Genomic DNA, 16592 nt, shown 5'->3' with positions numbered 1-16592 from the left:
TGGGTTAGGCGAGAACCGTCTGCAGCCGGGCGAGTTCGCCGATCTGCGCCATCGTTGCCTGATAGCCGAGGCGGATCGCTTCGTCGGCGCGATGGAACTCGGTCAGGCCGATATGGCTGAGTTTGGGTTGCAGCGACATGTCGGGCGGGTCGCCCGCCAGCCTCGCGCGCGAAATGCGATCCTGGATGATGTTGAAGGCTTCGACCATGACGCCGGTGATGCCGAGCCGCGTTTGGTGCGACTGGCGCTCGGCGTCGATGTGGCCGGCTCTTGGCGCGTCCTTCTCGATGACCAGTTCACCGGCGCTGTGCTTGATGACGGCGGCGCGGCCGAACAGGTCGTAGTGAAGGTTGACCGCGACAACCAGCGGCTGCTCGTAGGCGCGGCAGACCGAGACCGGCACCGGATTGACCAGCGCGCCGTCGACCAGGACGCGGCCGTTGCAGATTACCGGCTCGAACACGCCGGGCAGCGCGTAGGAAGCGCGCATGGCGGTGATCAGCGAGCCGCTCGACAGCCAGATCTCATGGCCGGTGCGGATTTCCGAGGTGACGCAAACGAAAGGCTTGGACAGGTCTTCGAAGCGGATGCCGGCCATGTGCTCGCGCAGCCTGGCGTCCAGCTTCATGCCGCCGAACAGCCCGCTGCCGCGCAGATTGAGATCGAGAAGGCCGAAGAGGCGCCGCTTGGTCAGGCTCCTGGCGAATTCTTCGAGATCGTCCAGTTTGCCGGCAAGGTAGCAGCCGCCGACCAGGGCGCCGATCGAAGTGCCGGCGATCATCGACACTTCGATGCCGGCCTCGTCGAGCGCACGCAGCACGCCGATATGAGCCCAGCCGCGCGCGCAGCCACCGCCGAGCGCCAATGAAATGCCTGTTTTCTTGCCAGGCTTCGTATCGGATGCGCCGCCCGACGAGGAGGGGCCGTTGGCCTCTCGAACGTCTGGTCTGCTACGCAATGACGCCCATTCGAGCATCACAATCTCCCCTTGTCCCACATCCCTTCTACAGCAAGGATGTTCGAGAATAGTGAATATGAGTGGTTTGTGAATATTGAATGGTTCACAAAGGCTTCCGATACGCTTGTTCCGTATCGAACAGCGGTTTGCTGCCGTCGTCGACAAGCGTCACCTTGCCGTCGTTCAACCCCACCGTCCGATAAAAGCAGGAACGCCGGCCGGTGTGACAAGTTGCGTCGTGGCCCAACACTTTCACGCGCAGCCACAATGCATCCTGGTCGCAATCGGTGCGCATCTCGACGACGGTCTGGAGATTGCCGGAGGTCTCGCCCTTTTTCCACAGCGCGTTGCGCGAACGCGACCAGTAATGGGCGATGCCGGTTTCCAGCGTCAGCGCCAGCGCTTCGGCATTCATATGCGCGACCATCAACAGCATGCCGTCGGCAGCATCGGTGACGACGACAGTGACAAGGCCACTGGCGTCGAAGCGCGGCGAAAGGACAGTGCCTTCCTCCAGCGCTTTCTTGTCTGACGGAGCTTTCGGGAATTCCAGTGCCGACATCGCCGGATCTTCTTGTTTGACCATGATCTTGTCCAAAAACCGGTTCCCACTTTTTGGGATCATGGTCTAGCGGCCGGCGAGGGCCGATCAGACCCCGCCGCCGCGCACCATGGTGACAAAGCGGACCTGTTCTTCGGGTGTGTCCTTGAAGACGCCGGTGAAGGTCGAGGTCAGCGTGGTCGAGCCCTGCTTGCGGATGCCGCGCATGGCCATGCACATGTGCTCGGCCTCGATCATTACGGCGACGCCGCGCGGATTGAGCACGTCCTGGATAACGCTGGCGATCTGCGCGGTCATCGCTTCCTGCGTCTGCAGGCGATGGGCGAAGATGTCGACAACGCGCGCGATCTTGGACAGGCCAACGACCTTGCCGTCCGGCAGGTAGCCGACATGCGCCTTGCCGATGATCGGCACCATGTGGTGCTCGCAATGCGAATGAAAATTTATGTCCCTGACGATGACGAGATCGTCATAGCCGGCGACTTCCTCGAAGGTCCGGCCAAGCTCCTCGGCCGGGCACATGTCGTAGCCGTTGAACATTTCGAGGAATGCCTTGGTGACACGCTTCGGCGTGTCGATCAGGCCCTCCCGCTCCGGATTGTCGCCGGTCCAGCGCAGCAGCGTGCGCACCGCGGCCTCGACCTCGGCCTCGCTCGGCCGGTCGGTGACCGGCTTTTCCATGTAAGTCGAAGAGGGCATGAGTTTCTTGATGACGGCATCCATAAAGGCGTCTCCCGTAGTCCCTCTCACAGGAGGGACGAGTTGAACGGACCACGACCTTTCGGGTGTAAGAAACTCGCGGTTTCCAGCCCTCAAGCGGCGTGAATTGATTTGAGCAAAGACGTGGCCTTCGGCTGCCTTGTCGATGCTCGACTGTCAGCATTATATATGGTCGTGCCGAGCGAATGAAAGACGCATCAGCGGCAATCGCTGTTCGCTGGGCGGCGACAGATTGGAAAAATATGATCGACGACGTCTACAATGCGAAAATTCTGGGTTTTGCCGGAAATATCGCGCGGATCGGCCGGCTCGACCATCCGGACGCGACAGCACGCGCGCATTCCAAATTATGCGGATCGACCGTGACCGTCGATCTCAAGATGGATGACGGCGTCGTCACCGATTTCGCGCATGATGTTAAGGCCTGCGCGCTCGGCCAGGCGTCGTCCTCGATCATGGCTGAGCATGTCATCGGCGCCAGCGCGGACGAGTTGCGCGCAGTGCGCGAGACCATGCTGAAGATGCTGAAGGAAAACGGCGCGCCGCCGGAAGGCCGCTTCGCCGACCTGCGCTATCTGGAACCGGTGCGCGACTACAAGGCGCGCCATGCCTCGACCATGCTCACCTTCGACGCGGTCGTCGATGCGATCGGCCAGATCGAGAAGAAGCGCGCCGAAGAAGCAGCTTAGATTTCTTGCAGAGAACGCCGGCTTTCGGCAAATTCTGCGCGGATCCAGTCCGCAAAAGCCTTGGCCGGCTCCGGTAGACCCTTCAAGCTTCTTGCCACCAGCCAGTAGGCGCCTGACGCGACGTCGATGTCGAAGGGCTTGATCAGCGCGCCGGATGCCAGTTCGTCCCTGACCAGCATGAGATCGCCCAACGCCACGCCATGGCCGAGCAGCGCCGCCTGCTTCGAAAGCGAGGTATCCGCAAACATAGGGCCGCGCGCGGGCGCGGCGTCGGCGGGCACGCCGGCCGCTTCGAACCAGCGCGCCCAGCCCTGGCGATTTTCCTCATGTAGCAGCGTGTAGCGGCCGAGGTCGATGGGCTTATCCAGCGGCGGACCCGAGGCAAGCAGCCCCGGCGACAGGACCGGCGAGTCGACGGTCAAGGCAAGCCGCTCGGCTTCGCTGCGCGGCCATGAGGTGTTGTGTGCGCTGAAGCGCAGAGCGAGTTCGGCCTGGTCGCTGCGGAACTCGATGGGCCGTGGATCGACTTCGACGGAAACGTCGATATCGGGTCGCAATTCACGAAATCGATTGAGTCGTGGTACCAGCCATACGGCTGCAAGGGACGGTTCCACGCTGACGCGAACCACGGATTGGGCGGGAGCGGCCAGGTCCGAGAGCAGCCTGTCGATGTCGTCGAAACTTCTGACCAATTGATCGAGCAGGCGGCGGCCTGCCTCGGTCAGCTCAACGCGGCGGTGGTGGCGGAAAAACAGCGGCTGGCGAAGGAAATGCTCGAGCTCGCGGATCTGCCGGCTGATCGCTGCCTGTGAGACGAACAGCTCCTCGGCCGCCCGGCTGAAGCTCAACTGTCGTCCGGCCGCCTCGAAGCTCCGTAGCGCCGTCAAGGGCAGGCGTCCGCGTTTCATTCTGGAGCCTTCAGCCAGTCGACGAACTTTTCGTTCAGTTTGACGATAGGCACGAGTCTAGCTCCTTTTTCCGAGTTTACATCAAGCACACAAACGACGCGAAATAGCCCTACGGCCCGCTCAACACAGCAAGCTTGAAGCCGCCGCGGCAAAAGCCATATCGCATAATGATTTCATATAGTTGCATCGTTGTCATGCAGCCGGGCACACTTCAATACGCATAATCTAAAGTTATCCGATGTGGAAATTATACTCGTTTGAAGACGAAGGCCAGCGGCAGTCTAATCGATGCCAAAGGAGATACGGCCATGATCCAGTTCCTGGAGATTTTTGGCGACGTCATGCGGATCGCGACGTTTCAATGGTATGGCGAGAAGCGGCCCCAGGCCGGACGCCGCGAACAGGGACCAACCAGCCCCACGCGCTGGGTATCTCCGGCAGATCGGCGCACATTTCACCGGTGAAAGGCAGGACGGCCAGCATCGACAGGCGGCATCACCAAGGGCCAGCATCAACGGGGATTGCGTTCTCTGCTCGAAGTCCACATTTATCCCGGGGCGAAACGCGATACGGAGAATGCGGTGCGCGACCACCATAGGCATGCGCATGCAGCAACACCGGCCCGGCGCGGGCGCAATTGGCCAGGCCCCTGGCGCAAGACGCCTGGCCGCATCCTCGGAACGTCGCTTGTCCGCTTCTACCAGCTGACGCTGTCCGGTTTCGTCGGCAATACCTGCCGCCATCTGCCGACCTGTTCCGAATACGCGCATGAGGCGATCGCCCGCCACGGCCTGTGGGCCGGCGGCTGGATGGGGCTTTTCCGGGTGCTGCGCTGCGGCCCGTTTGGCACGCATGGCATCGACCGGGTGCCGGAGACGCTGGCCGGATGCTATGTCTGGTTCATGCCGTGGCGGTACTGGCGGATCGGCAAGAAGCGCGGCGAGGTCTGACTGCACCCACCGGTCTCGGCTCCGGCGGTCTTTACGATCTGGTAGGGTTAACGCAAGCCTGCACAAAGACTGCGAATTTGAGACAAAATCGAGACAAGGCGCCTCGCTAAGTCCTCTCCTGCCCACCCGTCAGGAGAGAGATTTTACATGCGCCAGATAGACCGCCTTCCGTTCGTTTTTGCCATCGTTCTCTTCCTGCTGGCCTGGCTGCTTGGGTTCCCGATGCGGGCGCAGTCGGCGCCGCTTGGCGATGTCGAATGCACGCTGATCGAGGATGCGGTAAGCGGCGAGACGCTCTATCGAGACGGCGTCTGCGATCAACGCTTCAGCCCGGCGTCGACCTTCAAGGTGCCGCTGGCGCTGATCGGCTACGACGCTGGCATTCTGAACGACGAGCATACGCCGAGCTGGGACTACAGACCTGAGTTCAATGCGGTGAAGCGAGACCGGAAGACCGTCGATCCGACGATCTGGGAGCGCGATTCCGTTCTCTGGTATTCCCGCGAAATCACAAGCAGGCTCGGCAGCGAACGATTTGCCGGCTATGTATCGAAATTCGGCTACGGCAACATGGACGTCTCCGGCAGCGCCGGCAAGAATGATAGCCTGACCCATTCCTGGGTGAACTCCTCGCTCGAAATATCGCCGGTAGAGCAGACGGCCTTCCTGCGCCGGATACTTGCCGGCAAAATGCCGGTGTCGGCCAGGGCTCATGCGATGACCAGGGCGATCCTTCCGAGCTTCCAGGCCGGTGGCTGGGCGGTACAGGGCAAGACCGGCAGCACGAGGCTAGGCAATGCCGGCACGGATAAACGATCGCTTGGCTGGTTTGTCGGCTGGGCAGAGAAGGATGGCCGGCGGATCGTGTTTGCCCGGCTGGTGGTTGACGAGAAGCCAACCGACACGCCCAAGGGTCCCAAGACACGGGCGGGGTTCTTGAAAGACCTGCCTGGCTTGATCAAATAGGCGGAACGAGCGCTTTACGGCGCCGGAATCTGCCCATAAAAGACTGCCGCCGGACGCATCCGGCATTTCACCACCCGCGCTCGTTTGCGGGACTGGATAGGAGATAACTATGCTGAATTCCGTTTCCCTGACATTTCCCGATGGCTCCGTCCGCGACTATGAAGCGGCGATGACCGGTGCCGGCCTGGCCGAATCGATCTCGAAGTCGCTGGCCAAGAAGGCCGTCGCCTACGCCATCGACGGCGTCGTGCGCGATCTGTCCGATCCGCTCGGCAAGTCCGGCAAGGTCGAGATCATCACCCGCGAGGACCCGCGCGCGCTCGAACTCATCCGCCACGACGCAGCACACGTGCTGGCCGAGGCCGTGCAGGAACTGTGGCCGGGAACGCAGGTGACCATCGGGCCGGTGATCGAGAACGGGTTCTATTACGACTTCGCCCGCAACGAGCCCTTCACGCCCGACGATTTCCCGGTGATCGAGAAGAAGATGCGCGAGATCATCCAGCGCAACAAGCCGTTCACCAAGGAAGTCTGGCCGCGCGAGAAGGCCAAGAAGGTGTTTGCCGACAAGGGCGAGCGCTACAAGCTGGAACTGATCGACGCCATCCCTGAGGACCAGGATCTCAAGATCTATGCGCAGGGCGACTGGTTCGACCTTTGCCGAGGCCCGCACATGGCTTCGACCGGGCAGATCGGCAATGCCTTCAAGCTGATGAAGGTGGCCGGCGCCTATTGGCGCGGCGACTCTAACAACCCGATGCTGACGCGCATCTACGGCACGGCCTGGGCGGACCAGGCGCAGCTCGACGCCTACCAGACGATGTTGGAGGAAGCCGAAAAGCGCGACCACAGGAAGCTCGGCCGTGAAATGGACCTGTTCCATTTCCAGGAGGAGGGCCCCGGCGTCGTCTTCTGGCACGCCAAGGGCTGGAAGATGTTCCAGAACCTGGTCAACTACATGCGCCGCCGCCTCGACGAACAGGGCTATCAGGAGGTCAACGCACCGCAGGTTCTCGACAAGAGCCTGTGGGAGACGTCAGGCCACTGGGGCTGGTATCGCGACGCCATGTTCAAGGTGACGGTCGCCGGCGACGACACCGACGACGACCGGGTGTTCGCGCTGAAGCCGATGAACTGCCCCGGCCATGTGCAGATATTCAAGCATGGGTTGAAATCTTATCGCGACCTGCCCGTTAAGCTTGCGGAATTCGGCAATGTGCACCGCTACGAGCCATCCGGCGCGCTGCATGGGCTGATGCGCGTGCGCGGCTTCACGCAGGACGACGCGCATATCTTCTGCACTGAGGAACAGCTTGCCTCCGAATGCCTGCGCATCAACGATCTGATCCTGTCGACCTATGCCGATTTCGGCTTCGACGAGATCAGCGTCAAGCTGTCGACGCGGCCGGACAAGCGTGTCGGCACTGACGAGGCCTGGGATCATGCCGAGGCAATCATGAGCGGCGTTCTGGAGACGATCCGGACGCGTTCGGGCAACCGCATCAAGACCTCGATCAATCCGGGCGAGGGCGCCTTCTATGGTCCGAAATTCGAGTATGTGCTGAAGGACGCCATCGGCCGCGAATGGCAGTGCGGCACCACGCAGGTCGACTTCAACCTGCCGGAACGCTTTGGCGCCTTCTACATCGGCTCGGATTCGGAAAAGAAGCAGCCGGTGATGGTGCACCGCGCCATATGCGGTTCAATGGAGCGTTTCCTCGGCATCCTGATCGAGAACTATTCCGGCCATTTCCCGCTGTGGTTCGCGCCGCTGCAGGTGGTGGTGGCGACGATCACCTCCGATGCCGACGACTATGCGATGAAGGTCGTAGGCCAGTTGAAGGCGGCCGGGCTGCTGGCGGAAGCCGATCTGCGCAACGAGAAGATCAACTACAAGGTGCGCGAGCATTCGCTGGCCAAGGTTCCGGTCATCCTCGTCTGCGGCAAGCGCGAGGCGGAGGAAGAGACGGTCAACATCCGCCGGCTCGGCTCACGCGACCAGGAATCGCTTGGACTCGTCCAGGCGATCGCACAATTGAGCGAAGAAGCGATAACGCCGGATCGCAGGCGCAAGCGCGCTGCCTGATCTACGACGAAATGGCGGTGGAGCGATCCACCGCCATTTTCACATGCCTGTCACGCCAAGCCTGTAACGAGCCATCAATGCTCAAGCTGAAACTGCGGGAAAGACCGTTTCCCGAGCTTTCCTACGCCAGTCCGCATCAGCCGGCGCTGACGCGCTGGTTCATCCATTCGATCGAAGGCCTGTCGGGGCGCGACCGCTTTGCCGCGCTCTATGATTTCTGGCGCCGTCAGGTGGCGCCGAGCGGCGAGCGCGTGTTCAGCCGCATGCTGGAACTGATCGACGTCAAGGTGCGGAGCGCCGATCAATGGCCGCCGGCAAAGCCGCCCGACACACCGCTGGTGATCGTCGCCAACCATCCGTTCGGCATCGGCGACGGCATCGCCGTGCTGTCGCTGGCCGAGCAACTCGGGCGGCCGTTTCGCGTCATGATCCACAAGGACCTGCTCAAGATCCGCGAAATGGAACCCTATTCGCTGCCGATCGATTTTTCCGAGACCAAGGATGCGCTCAGGAACAACATGGCGGTGCGCCATGAGGCGGTGCGGCTACTGAAAGAGGGCGTCACCATCGTCGTCTTCCCGGCCGGCGGCGTCGCCACCGCGCCGAAGGGCTTTGGCCGGGCGCGCGACCTGCCGTGGAAGATGTTTCCGGCCCGTCTCGTCCAGGACGCCAGGGCATCGGTCATTCCGATGCATTTCTCCGGCCAGAACGGGCGGCTGTTCCACCTGGTCAGTGGTCCGATGAACATGGCCGAGCGCGATGGGCGGGTGGCGAAATTCGTCGGCAAGGCTTCGCTGACGCTGCGCATTTCTCTGCTCATCCACGAATTCGCGCGGCTGTCGGGCAGGTCGATCGACGTGCGCGTCGGCGACGTTCTGAGCTGGAGCGAACTGGAACCGTTGCGCGATCGCAAGGCCTTGCTCGAGCGTCTCTATCGCGGCGTCTTCGACATGGCGCCGGCCGCGCCGCGCGGCCGCGTCCACTTCCTACCGCGCCGGATGCGCAAGGCAGCCTGATCGCCGGTCAGTCAGCGCCTTCCTCGGGATCGATGGCCGAGGCCTCGGTGGCGAGAACCTCGATCTCCTGGTTCTGACCGGCAACGACGGTAAAATCCTTCTGGTAGATGCGGTCGCGGTTCTTGGCGATGATGGTGTAGTCGCCTTCGGCCAGCACCATCGAGGCGAAGGCGCCGACGGTTTCCTTGATCGGATCGCCGGATTCGTTGAGCAGCGACCAGGACGTGTCGGCGATCGCCTCGCCGCCGGTTTCGCGCACCAGCTTCATGGTCATCTCGGCCGCCCGGTGCTCGACGGTAGCTTCGGTCAGCTTGCCAGCCTCGACGCGGATGTCGGAGCGGATCACGGCATTGACCGAGCCATAGTTCGAGACGACGTGGTAGGTGCCGGCATTCAGCCGCACGACGCTGTTCGGTTCGACATCGGGGATGATCAGCGCGTGCTCGCCATTGGCTTCGGTACGGCCTTCATAGATCGAGAAGCGCAGTTTTTTCGGCGGTATGTGCGCCCCGCCCGACAGGACAGCGTCGAGCTTGAGGCCGCCGGCATCGAGCACCAGGCTTTCGCGCCTGGCCTCCTTGCCGACGGTGATGCGCTTGGTGGCGCCGGCGCGTCCGTAGGAAGCGTGCACCAGATAGCTGCCGGGCTCGAGCTGGAACACGGCGGTGCCGCCATGGGCGGAAGCCACCATAGGCAGCTTGCCGTCGCTCGCGGCTTCAGGCTTGAAGACGCGCCAGACGATACCGCGCGTGATGTCGGTGCCTTTGTCGGTCAGCTGCGCCGACAGCGTGATTGCGCCGCCGCTTCCCAGCGCCAGCGACGTCTCGTTCCTGGGTGACGAATAGTTTGCGATTCCGGGAAGTTTGAGGTCGCTGATGCCATCCCTGGTCTGCGCGGAAGCAAGCGAAACCGGCGCCATGAACAGCGCGGCGGCGAGCCAGACCAGGAAAAGACGCAAGTTCCCCTCAAACATGCCTTGCGTTGAAGCCCAAGGCGGTGGCAATTTCAAGGCTTAAGAGTCTGATCCGCTCTGCCGGAGGCTCTTCCTTCCGGCGCGCCGCGCCAATGCCCGAGCCGCCCGAATTCCCGATGGCGCGCTTCAGCTCACAGTTCAGGAGACTTGCGCCCATGGCGTCGCCGATCATCGACTTTCTGCTGACCCGAAATTCCGCGCCGATTCCCGAGCTGAAGGAGCCGGCGCCCGGCGATGCCGAGATCGCGACGATGATCGCCGCCGCCGCACGCGTGCCCGACCACGGCCGGCTCGAACCATGGCGCTTCATCCTCTATCGCGGCGAGGCGCGCGTCGAAATCGGCAAGCAGCTGGCGGCACTCGCCGAAGAGCGCGAAGGGCCGCTGCCGGAAGGTCGCCGCAACCAGGAACTGGCGCGCTTTTCGCGCGCGCCGCTGGTGATCGGCGTGGTATCGATCCCTCGGGAGAACCCCAAGATCCCGCAATGGGAAATGTTCCTGTCCGGCGGCATGGCGGCGATGAACCTGATGATCGCGGCCAACGCGCTGGGCTATGGCACTAACATGATCAGCAACTGGTATTCCGACGTGCCGGAGGGCAGGGCGATCCTCGGACTGGCGCCGCAGGAGCGCGTCGTCGGCTTCGTCCATATCGGCTCCTACCAGGGACCGGCGCCGGAGCGGCCGCGGCCGGATCCGGCAAAGCTCTATGCCGACTATCAGGGGCCGTGGGCCGGTTAGGGAGAAAATGTTCTACGAGCCGGCGAAAGGGCACGGGCTGCCGCACGATCCGTCCAAGGCGATCGTGGCGCCACGCCCGATCGGCTGGATTTCGACCTTGAACAGGCAGGGCAAGATCAACCTCGCGCCCTATTCCTTCTTCAACGCCTTTTCGACAAGACCGTTCATCGTCTGGTTTTCGTCCGAAGGCGAGAAGGACAGCGCGAGCTTTGCCGAAGAGACCGGCGAGTTCGTCGCCAATCTGGTCAGCCGCGAACTGGCGGAGAAGATGAACCGCACCGCTGTCGATGCACCGCGCGGCGTCAGCGAGTTCGACTATGCCGATCTCGCCATGGCACCGTCGCGCCTCGTCGCGCCGCCGCGTGTGGCGGCGGCACCGGCGGCGCTGGAATGCCGGGTGACGGAAATCCTGCGGCCAAAGGCGCTCGACGGCACGCAGACCAGCGCCGTCGTCGTCGCCGGCGAAGTCGTCGGCGTGCATATCGACGATGCCTACCTCAAGGACGGCAGATTCGACATCGTCAGGGCGGGCAATGTCGGCCGCCTCGGCTACATGGACTATTCAAGCATCAGCGACATATTTTCGATGCGGCGGCCGCGCTGGGGGAAGGATTAGCGAGGGCAGGAGGCATCTCATGATCTCGAAGTTGATCCTGCAGACATTCGTGTGGTTCGGCGGCATGGGCGCTTTGCTGTTCCTGTCGGCCGGCACGCTGCACTGGCCTGGAGCTTGGGCGTATCTGGTGGTGATGGTGGGACTCAGCCTCACCTTGGGCGTGTCCCTGGCGCGGCGCAATCCGGGCCTGATGAATGAGCGGCTGGGCCCGCCCATCCAGAAGAACCAGCCGGCGGCCGACAAGGTCCTGCTGTCCATACTGCTGCTCGCCATCTTCGGTTGGCTGGCCCTGATGGGGTTCGACGTCCGCTTCGGCTGGTCGAGGGTTGCTGTCTTGGCACAGGTGATCGGCGCGCTGGTCGTGCTGGTCGGGATCTGGATCTGCTACCGCACGATGCTGGAGAACAGCTTCGCGGCGCCCGTGGTGAAGATCCAGGAAGAACGCGGACAGCACGTCATCACCACCGGCCCATACGGCTACGTCCGCCATCCAATGTATGCCGGCGCCATTCTCTTCTTCGCCGGCACAGCGCTCCTGCTTGGCTCCTGGTGGGGGCTGGCATCGGTGCTCGTCTTCATCGTACTGCTCGCCATCCGCACCTTCATCGAAGAAAAAACGCTGCGGACCGGCCTGCGCGGCTATGACGACTATGCGGCGACTGTCCGCTACAGGCTGATCCCGCTGGTTTGGTAGCAGGCCTGAGCTTTACGCGGAAATCCCTGCCGCCTTGGCGCGCGCCAGAAGCCGCTCGGCCAGCCGCAGATGTGGCCTGTCCACCATCTTGCCGTCGATGCCGACCACGCCGGGATTTCCGGCTGCCGCGAAGGCCTCGACGATCGCCTGGGAGTGTTTCACGGCTTCGGCCGACGGTGTGAAGGCTGCGTTGATAACCGGCACTTGCGCCGGGTGGATCGCCATCTTGCCGGTGAATCCGTCGCGCTCGGCCTCGATGCATTCGGCTTCGAAGGCGCTCATGTCGCGGAAGTTTGGAAAAACCGTATCGATCGCCGCGACCTCGGCGTTGCCGGCAGCAAGGATGGTCATGGTGCGGGCAAGGCGAAAGACATCGGTGTAGCGGCCCCGCTCATCGCGCGCGGCGTGGGCGCCAATGGCTGCCGACAGATCTTCCGCGCCCCAGGTCAGGCCGGCAAGCCGCGCGCTCGCTCCGGCATAGGTCGCGGCCGCCAACACGCCGGCGGCCGTCTCGGTGATGATCGGCAGGATTTTGATCCCGCCATCCGGCAAGCCGTTCTCGGCCTCGTGCACCCTGAGTTTGGCCGAAAGCTGCTGCACATCCTGGCCGCTGTTCGACTTCGGCAGCATGATGCCGTCCGGTTTCGCCGGGACCAGGGCCGCGAGATCATCGTCGGTCAGGCCGGTCGATAGATCGTTGACCCGCACATAGATGGCAGGCCTCGTCTGTTGCCCTTGGCTGGCGATGAAGCTCTTCGCAATCGCGCGTGCCGACGCCTTGTTCGCAGCCGCGACGGAATCTTCAAGGTCGACGATGACCACGTCGGCGCCGGCGCCAAAACCCTTTTCCAGTTTCTTTTCGGAATCGCCTGGAATGAAGAGCAGCGAACGCATCGCTCAAGCCGCCTTTTTCATCATCATCGCCTGCCTCGTGCATTTGGCGACGAGCACATCGTCCTGGTTATAGGCGCGGTGCTCGAACTCGACGATGCCGCGATCCGGCTTGGATTTGGACTCGCGCACTGAAACCACCGTGGTCTCGACGCGAATGGTGTCGCCATGGAAGACCGGATGCGGAAACACGGTTTCCTTCATGCCGAGATTGGCGACGGTGGTGCCGACGGTGATGTCGTTGACCGAGATGCCGATCATCAGCCCCAGCGTGAACAGCGAATTGACCAGCGGTCTGCCCCATTCGCTCTTGGCGGCGAAGTCGAAATCGATATGCAGCGGCTGCGGGTTCAGCGTCATCACCGAAAACAGCATGTTGTCGCTTTCGGTGACTGTCTTGCGCAGCGTGTGCCGGAAGACATGGCCGACGACGAACTCTTCCAGATAAAGCCCGGCCATGGTCGATCTCCTCGTTCCCGTTGCTTGATAGGCGTTGGCCGCGGCTCCATCAAGCCGGTTAAGGAACATGGTGAACGCTTCGTAAACCATTTCAGGCCTACGTTTCCATCGGGGCCAGGCGCGTTCTGGCAAGGGGCGTAAGCAGGCGGCATGGTAGTTTCGCACTTTCTGAAATGGATTGACACGGCGCGGGTCTCCGAGCGCGCCGCCGCTGCCAGTGCGTTGGCACGCGCCTACATCAATTCCGACCTGCCGTTCGAGGATCGCTGTGCCGCCGAGGCGGCGCTGACGCTGCTGCTCGACGATGCCTCGTCGAAGGTGCGGCTGGCGATTGCCGAAGCGCTGTCGATGAGCCACCACGCGCCGCTGCAGATCATCAGTGCGCTCGCTTCCGACCAGCCGGAAGTGGCCGCCATGGTGCTGGCGCGCTCGCCGCTGCTTACCGACGCGGACCTGATCGACCGGGTTGCCGGCGGCCAGAAAGCGACGCAGAAACTGATCGCCGACCGGCCTGTCGTGTCCATGTCGCTGGCAGCGGCCATCGCCGAGATCGGCGAGCCGGAGGCCTGCGCCGTGCTGCTCACCAACAGCGGCGCCGACATCGCCTCGCTCAGCTTTCGCCGCATGGCGGAGCGGCACGGCCACCTCGCACTGGTGCGCGAAGCGCTGATATCGGATGCGCGGCTACCCGCCGACTGCCGCCATATGCTGCTGGTCAAGCTCGGCGAGACGCTCAAGACGTCGCCGCTGGTGGTGGCGCTGATGGGCGCTGCCCGGGCCGATCGCGTCATGCGCGATGCCTGCGTCAAGGCTTCCGTGACCTTGATCGAACGCACGCGCGCCGAGGAGCACGCCGCGTTGATCGAGCATCTGCGGCTGCGCGGCGACCTCACCGCAAGCTTCATCATCCGCACCATCGCGCATGGCAAGGTCGACTTCTTCGGCTCGGCGCTGGTGGCTCTTGCCCAGCAGTCCGAGCAACGGGTGAGGGCGCTGCTCGCCGGCGGGCACGACGTGGCGCTGCAGGCGCTGTTCCGCAACGCCGGCCTCGCCGCCGCCACCCATGGCATCATCCTGCGCGCGCTGAAGGTCTGGCGCGAGGTTGCCAACGGCAAGCGCGTCGCCGGCGTGCAGGAAGTCAGCTGGCTGATGCTGAAGGAACTCGGCGGCCAGTCCGCCGAAGGCGATCTCGCCGGGCTGGTGAAGTCGATCCATCTCGAGGCACTGCGCGAGAACGCACGCGGCCACGCACTGGCGATCGCAGCGGCATAGGCTGGACCCTAGACCCGACCCTTCGCAAAGAAATCCGGAAAGTCCTCGATCGCCGCTGCAATGATGCGCAGCGAGGCCGCGACCTGCAGCATCTCGGCCGCGTCACTGCGCTCAGCAATGCCTGCCGCATATTGCCTGGCGACGGCGACGGTTGCCGTTTGCGGCTCGCCTGGTCTGCGAAACAGCAGCTCGCGTGCCAGCCCGCGCAGGAAATTGGTGATCGAGAGCACGGTCTCGGGCGGGATCGCCGCACTTTGCTGGGCGCCACGCAGCCGCAGGATCTCCAGTCCGACGGTGACGGCGGCGATGCTGCCGCCCAGAACGGCATCGCCTTGCCTGCCGGTGCGCTGCAACTGCGGCATCAGCTGGTTGACCCGGTCGTAGGCAAGGCTTTCGAAGGCCGACCGCCTCGGCACGCGCTCATGCAGGCAAAGGCGCGCCAGGTCCTCCCGCATGGCGTGCAGGATGTGGTTGACCGTGACCCAGGGGTCGGCGGGCAGCACGACGATGAAGACACCGACCGCCAGCAGGATGCCGACCAGGATCGACACCGAGCCGGCAAAGAACGGGCCGGGGTCGTAGGTCATGGCCTGATGCGGGCTAAGGAAGGCGAAGAAGTTGATGGCGAAGGCGGTCGCCACGCCGACATGGCGCGGATTGGCCATGCCAAGCGCTGCCGGCACCATGATCGGCACGACGAAGACGACGAACCAGCCGAAGCCGGGCAGGGCAGGAAGGGCGATCTGGCCGACGAGAAATGCAAAGGGCAGGGCCAGCAGCGTGCCCTTGAAGAACCCCCAGGCCGAGTCGACGGGATCCGGGCGGGCGGCGAACAGGCTGGAGACGACGGCGACGAGAATGACCGTGCCCGCCGCTTCCGACCATTTCGTCGTCAGCCAGAAGGCCGCCACCAGCAGCGTGGCAAGAGCGGCGCGCACGGCGTTGCGCCATGCCGCTTGATAGTCGCGGTGCACGACCAACGCCGGCTGCCGCCGGTCGCGCGAGGGGCGGGAAACGGGCGAGCGGAGCGCGTCCAGGCCGCGCAGCACCTGCTTCAACGCCTCGGCGAAGTCGGCGGCGATGGTGAGGCGGGTGATTGTGCCGACCCTGTCGCCATCGGGATTGGCAGGAACGTCCGGCATTTGCCGCGCTTTGCCGGCGATAGCATCGAGCCGTGCGACCCACGGGACGGTGTTGTCCAGCGCGCCCGGCTTCGCTGCCAGCTCGCCGATAAGTGCCTGCAATTCGCTGCGCACCGGAATCAGCGCGGCGTTCTTGGGCGCGGCATGGGAGTGCAGTGCGCGTGCCGCAGAGAGCGCCCACAGAAGCTGTCCGATCGTACGCCTGACCGGGTGGGCGCGAGTGGCGAAGCTCGGCGCTTCGAGCCTGGCGTAGGTGCGCATTTCGGCGAGCATCTGGGCGTCAGCGATCAGCTTGCGTTGCAGCCCGGCAAGGATCGCAGGATCGCCGCCGGAAAAGGCGCCTCCGGCATAGGTGGCAAGATCGAGAATGCTGCGCTTCAGCCTGGAGATGATGGCGTCGGCCGCCAGTTTCGGCAGGATCAGCCGGCTGGTCACGCCGGCGCAGACAATGCCGAGCACGATTTCGGCACAGCGGGCGACGGCCAGATCGACGACGAGGTGCGGCTGTCCAAAGGCCGGGAGCCCGATGATCATGGCGGTATAGCCGGCAAGGGCCGCACCATAGGCTTCCGGATTGCGCAGCAGTGACGAGACCAGCGTGCAGAGGCCGATCCACACCGCAAGCGCTGTGACCAGCAGCCAGGGATTGCTGCCGAATACCGAGGTGATGCCGATCGCCGCCAGGCCGCCGGCCAGCGTGCCGAGCAGCCGGTAAAAGCCTTTCGCCAACACCATGCCGGCGACCGGCTGGGCGACGATGAACACAGTCATCATCGCCCATTGCGGATGGTCGAGCTTGAGAGCGTAGGCAGCGAGAAGCGCGATCAACCCGGCCGAAACGGTGCGCAGGGCGAAAATCCAGTCCGAGCGGGTCGGTCGTGTCAGGTCCGCGAATGTCGTACCGAAGTAATCGTTCAGCCGCGTCCAGATCACATGCTCGTCTCCTAGAA

Annotated in this window: 19 protein-coding genes; 10 read left to right on the top strand and 9 right to left on the bottom strand. The window is 63.5% G+C overall.

Annotated elements, in window-relative coordinates; genetic code table 11:
- Nucleotides 1-4: 4 nt before the first annotated feature.
- The 3 genes from A6B35_RS20920 to folE all read right to left on the bottom strand — a co-directional run bounded on the left by A6B35_RS20920 (nt 5) and on the right by folE (nt 2243).
- Nucleotides 5-976, bottom strand: a complete 972-nt coding sequence (locus tag A6B35_RS20920) for a patatin family protein (RefSeq protein WP_006201639.1) — start codon at nt 974-976, stop codon at nt 5-7.
- 85 nt (nt 977-1061) lie between these two features.
- Complete coding sequence (gene hisI / locus A6B35_RS20915) at nt 1062-1520, bottom strand: phosphoribosyl-AMP cyclohydrolase (RefSeq protein ID WP_006201638.1); 459 nt, start codon at nt 1518-1520, stop codon at nt 1062-1064.
- Between the two features lie 87 nt (nt 1521-1607).
- The gene (folE, locus tag A6B35_RS20910; RefSeq protein ID WP_006201637.1) at nt 1608-2243 is read right to left on the bottom strand and encodes a GTP cyclohydrolase I FolE; all 636 of its coding nucleotides are present in this window, start codon (nt 2241-2243) and stop codon (nt 1608-1610) included.
- A 239-nt stretch (nt 2244-2482) separates the two neighbouring features.
- Here folE and A6B35_RS20905 point away from each other — a divergent pair, with 239 nt between their 5' ends.
- Entirely contained in the window at nt 2483-2929 is a 447-nt protein-coding gene (locus A6B35_RS20905; protein WP_006201636.1) for an iron-sulfur cluster assembly scaffold protein, read from the top strand.
- Here the strand turns inward: A6B35_RS20905 and A6B35_RS20900 are convergent.
- Nucleotides 2926-3837 carry a LysR substrate-binding domain-containing protein gene (locus tag A6B35_RS20900; protein WP_006201635.1) on the bottom strand — a complete coding sequence of 304 codons (912 nt, stop codon included), beginning with the start codon at nt 3835-3837 and terminating at the stop codon, nt 2926-2928. The genes A6B35_RS20905 and A6B35_RS20900 overlap by 4 nt on opposite strands.
- A 308-nt stretch (nt 3838-4145) precedes the next feature.
- On the opposite strand from A6B35_RS20900, the gene A6B35_RS36265 reads away from it, so the two are divergent.
- The 5 genes from A6B35_RS36265 (at nt 4146) to A6B35_RS20875 (ending at nt 8855) form a co-directional block, all read left to right on the top strand.
- A complete protein-coding gene (locus A6B35_RS36265) occupies nt 4146-4301 on the top strand; it encodes a hypothetical protein (RefSeq protein ID WP_100084769.1) in 156 nt (51 codons plus the stop codon).
- 117 nt (nt 4302-4418) lie between these two features.
- Nucleotides 4419-4787: a membrane protein insertion efficiency factor YidD gene (gene yidD, locus A6B35_RS20890; protein ID WP_006201633.1), complete on the top strand. Its 369-nt coding sequence runs from the start codon at nt 4419-4421 to the stop codon at nt 4785-4787.
- 147 nt (nt 4788-4934) lie between these two features.
- A complete protein-coding gene (gene blaOXA / locus A6B35_RS20885) occupies nt 4935-5753 on the top strand; it encodes a class D beta-lactamase (protein ID WP_006201632.1) in 819 nt (272 codons plus the stop codon).
- Nucleotides 5754-5862: 109 nt separating this feature from the next.
- Complete coding sequence (thrS, locus tag A6B35_RS20880; RefSeq protein ID WP_006201631.1) at nt 5863-7839, top strand: threonine--tRNA ligase; 1977 nt, start codon at nt 5863-5865, stop codon at nt 7837-7839.
- A 77-nt stretch (nt 7840-7916) separates the two neighbouring features.
- Nucleotides 7917-8855: a lysophospholipid acyltransferase family protein gene (locus A6B35_RS20875; RefSeq protein ID WP_006201630.1), complete on the top strand. Its 939-nt coding sequence runs from the start codon at nt 7917-7919 to the stop codon at nt 8853-8855.
- 7 nt (nt 8856-8862) lie between these two features.
- Here A6B35_RS20875 and A6B35_RS20870 read toward each other — a convergent pair whose 3' ends face one another.
- Both A6B35_RS20870 and A6B35_RS35675 read right to left on the bottom strand, forming a co-directional pair.
- The gene (locus A6B35_RS20870; protein WP_040582573.1) at nt 8863-9828 is read right to left on the bottom strand and encodes a hypothetical protein; all 966 of its coding nucleotides are present in this window, start codon (nt 9826-9828) and stop codon (nt 8863-8865) included.
- A complete protein-coding gene (locus A6B35_RS35675) occupies nt 9821-10000 on the bottom strand; it encodes a hypothetical protein (RefSeq protein ID WP_139032197.1) in 180 nt (59 codons plus the stop codon). The genes A6B35_RS20870 and A6B35_RS35675 overlap by 8 nt, the downstream gene beginning before the upstream one ends.
- Between A6B35_RS35675 and A6B35_RS20865 the strand changes: the two genes are divergently transcribed.
- From A6B35_RS20865 to A6B35_RS20855, 3 genes are read left to right on the top strand one after another with little or no spacing between them, the layout of a single operon-like run.
- Complete coding sequence (locus tag A6B35_RS20865; RefSeq protein ID WP_006201627.1) at nt 9984-10568, top strand: nitroreductase family protein; 585 nt, start codon at nt 9984-9986, stop codon at nt 10566-10568. The two genes, A6B35_RS35675 and A6B35_RS20865, sit on opposite strands and share 17 nt — an antisense overlap.
- A 7-nt stretch (nt 10569-10575) precedes the next feature.
- Entirely contained in the window at nt 10576-11184 is a 609-nt protein-coding gene (locus A6B35_RS20860; RefSeq protein ID WP_006201626.1) for a flavin reductase family protein, read from the top strand.
- Between the two features lie 19 nt (nt 11185-11203).
- On the top strand, nt 11204-11878 hold the full coding sequence (locus A6B35_RS20855) for a methyltransferase family protein (protein WP_006201625.1): 675 nt from the start codon (nt 11204-11206) through the stop codon (nt 11876-11878).
- A gap of 12 nt (nt 11879-11890) precedes the next feature.
- Here A6B35_RS20855 and A6B35_RS20850 read toward each other — a convergent pair whose 3' ends face one another.
- A complete protein-coding gene (locus A6B35_RS20850; RefSeq protein ID WP_006201624.1) occupies nt 11891-12772 on the bottom strand; it encodes an HpcH/HpaI aldolase/citrate lyase family protein in 882 nt (293 codons plus the stop codon).
- Between the two features lie 3 nt (nt 12773-12775).
- Nucleotides 12776-13228, bottom strand: a complete 453-nt coding sequence (locus A6B35_RS20845; protein WP_006201623.1) for a MaoC family dehydratase — start codon at nt 13226-13228, stop codon at nt 12776-12778.
- Between the two features lie 150 nt (nt 13229-13378).
- Between A6B35_RS20845 and A6B35_RS20840 the strand changes: the two genes are divergently transcribed.
- A complete protein-coding gene (locus tag A6B35_RS20840; protein WP_006201622.1) occupies nt 13379-14500 on the top strand; it encodes a DUF2336 domain-containing protein in 1122 nt (373 codons plus the stop codon).
- Nucleotides 14501-14508: 8 nt separating this feature from the next.
- On the opposite strand, the gene A6B35_RS20835 is transcribed toward A6B35_RS20840, so the two are convergent.
- On the bottom strand, nt 14509-16575 hold the full coding sequence (locus A6B35_RS20835) for an FUSC family protein (RefSeq protein ID WP_006201621.1): 2067 nt from the start codon (nt 16573-16575) through the stop codon (nt 14509-14511).
- Nucleotides 16576-16592: the final 17 nt, after the last annotated feature.

This window comes from Mesorhizobium amorphae CCNWGS0123 (assembly GCF_001686985.1).
Lineage (GTDB): Bacteria > Pseudomonadota > Alphaproteobacteria > Rhizobiales > Rhizobiaceae > Mesorhizobium > Mesorhizobium amorphae.
The sequence above is the reverse complement of the archived record's forward strand: the minus strand, read 5'-3'. Positions and strand labels throughout refer to the sequence as shown.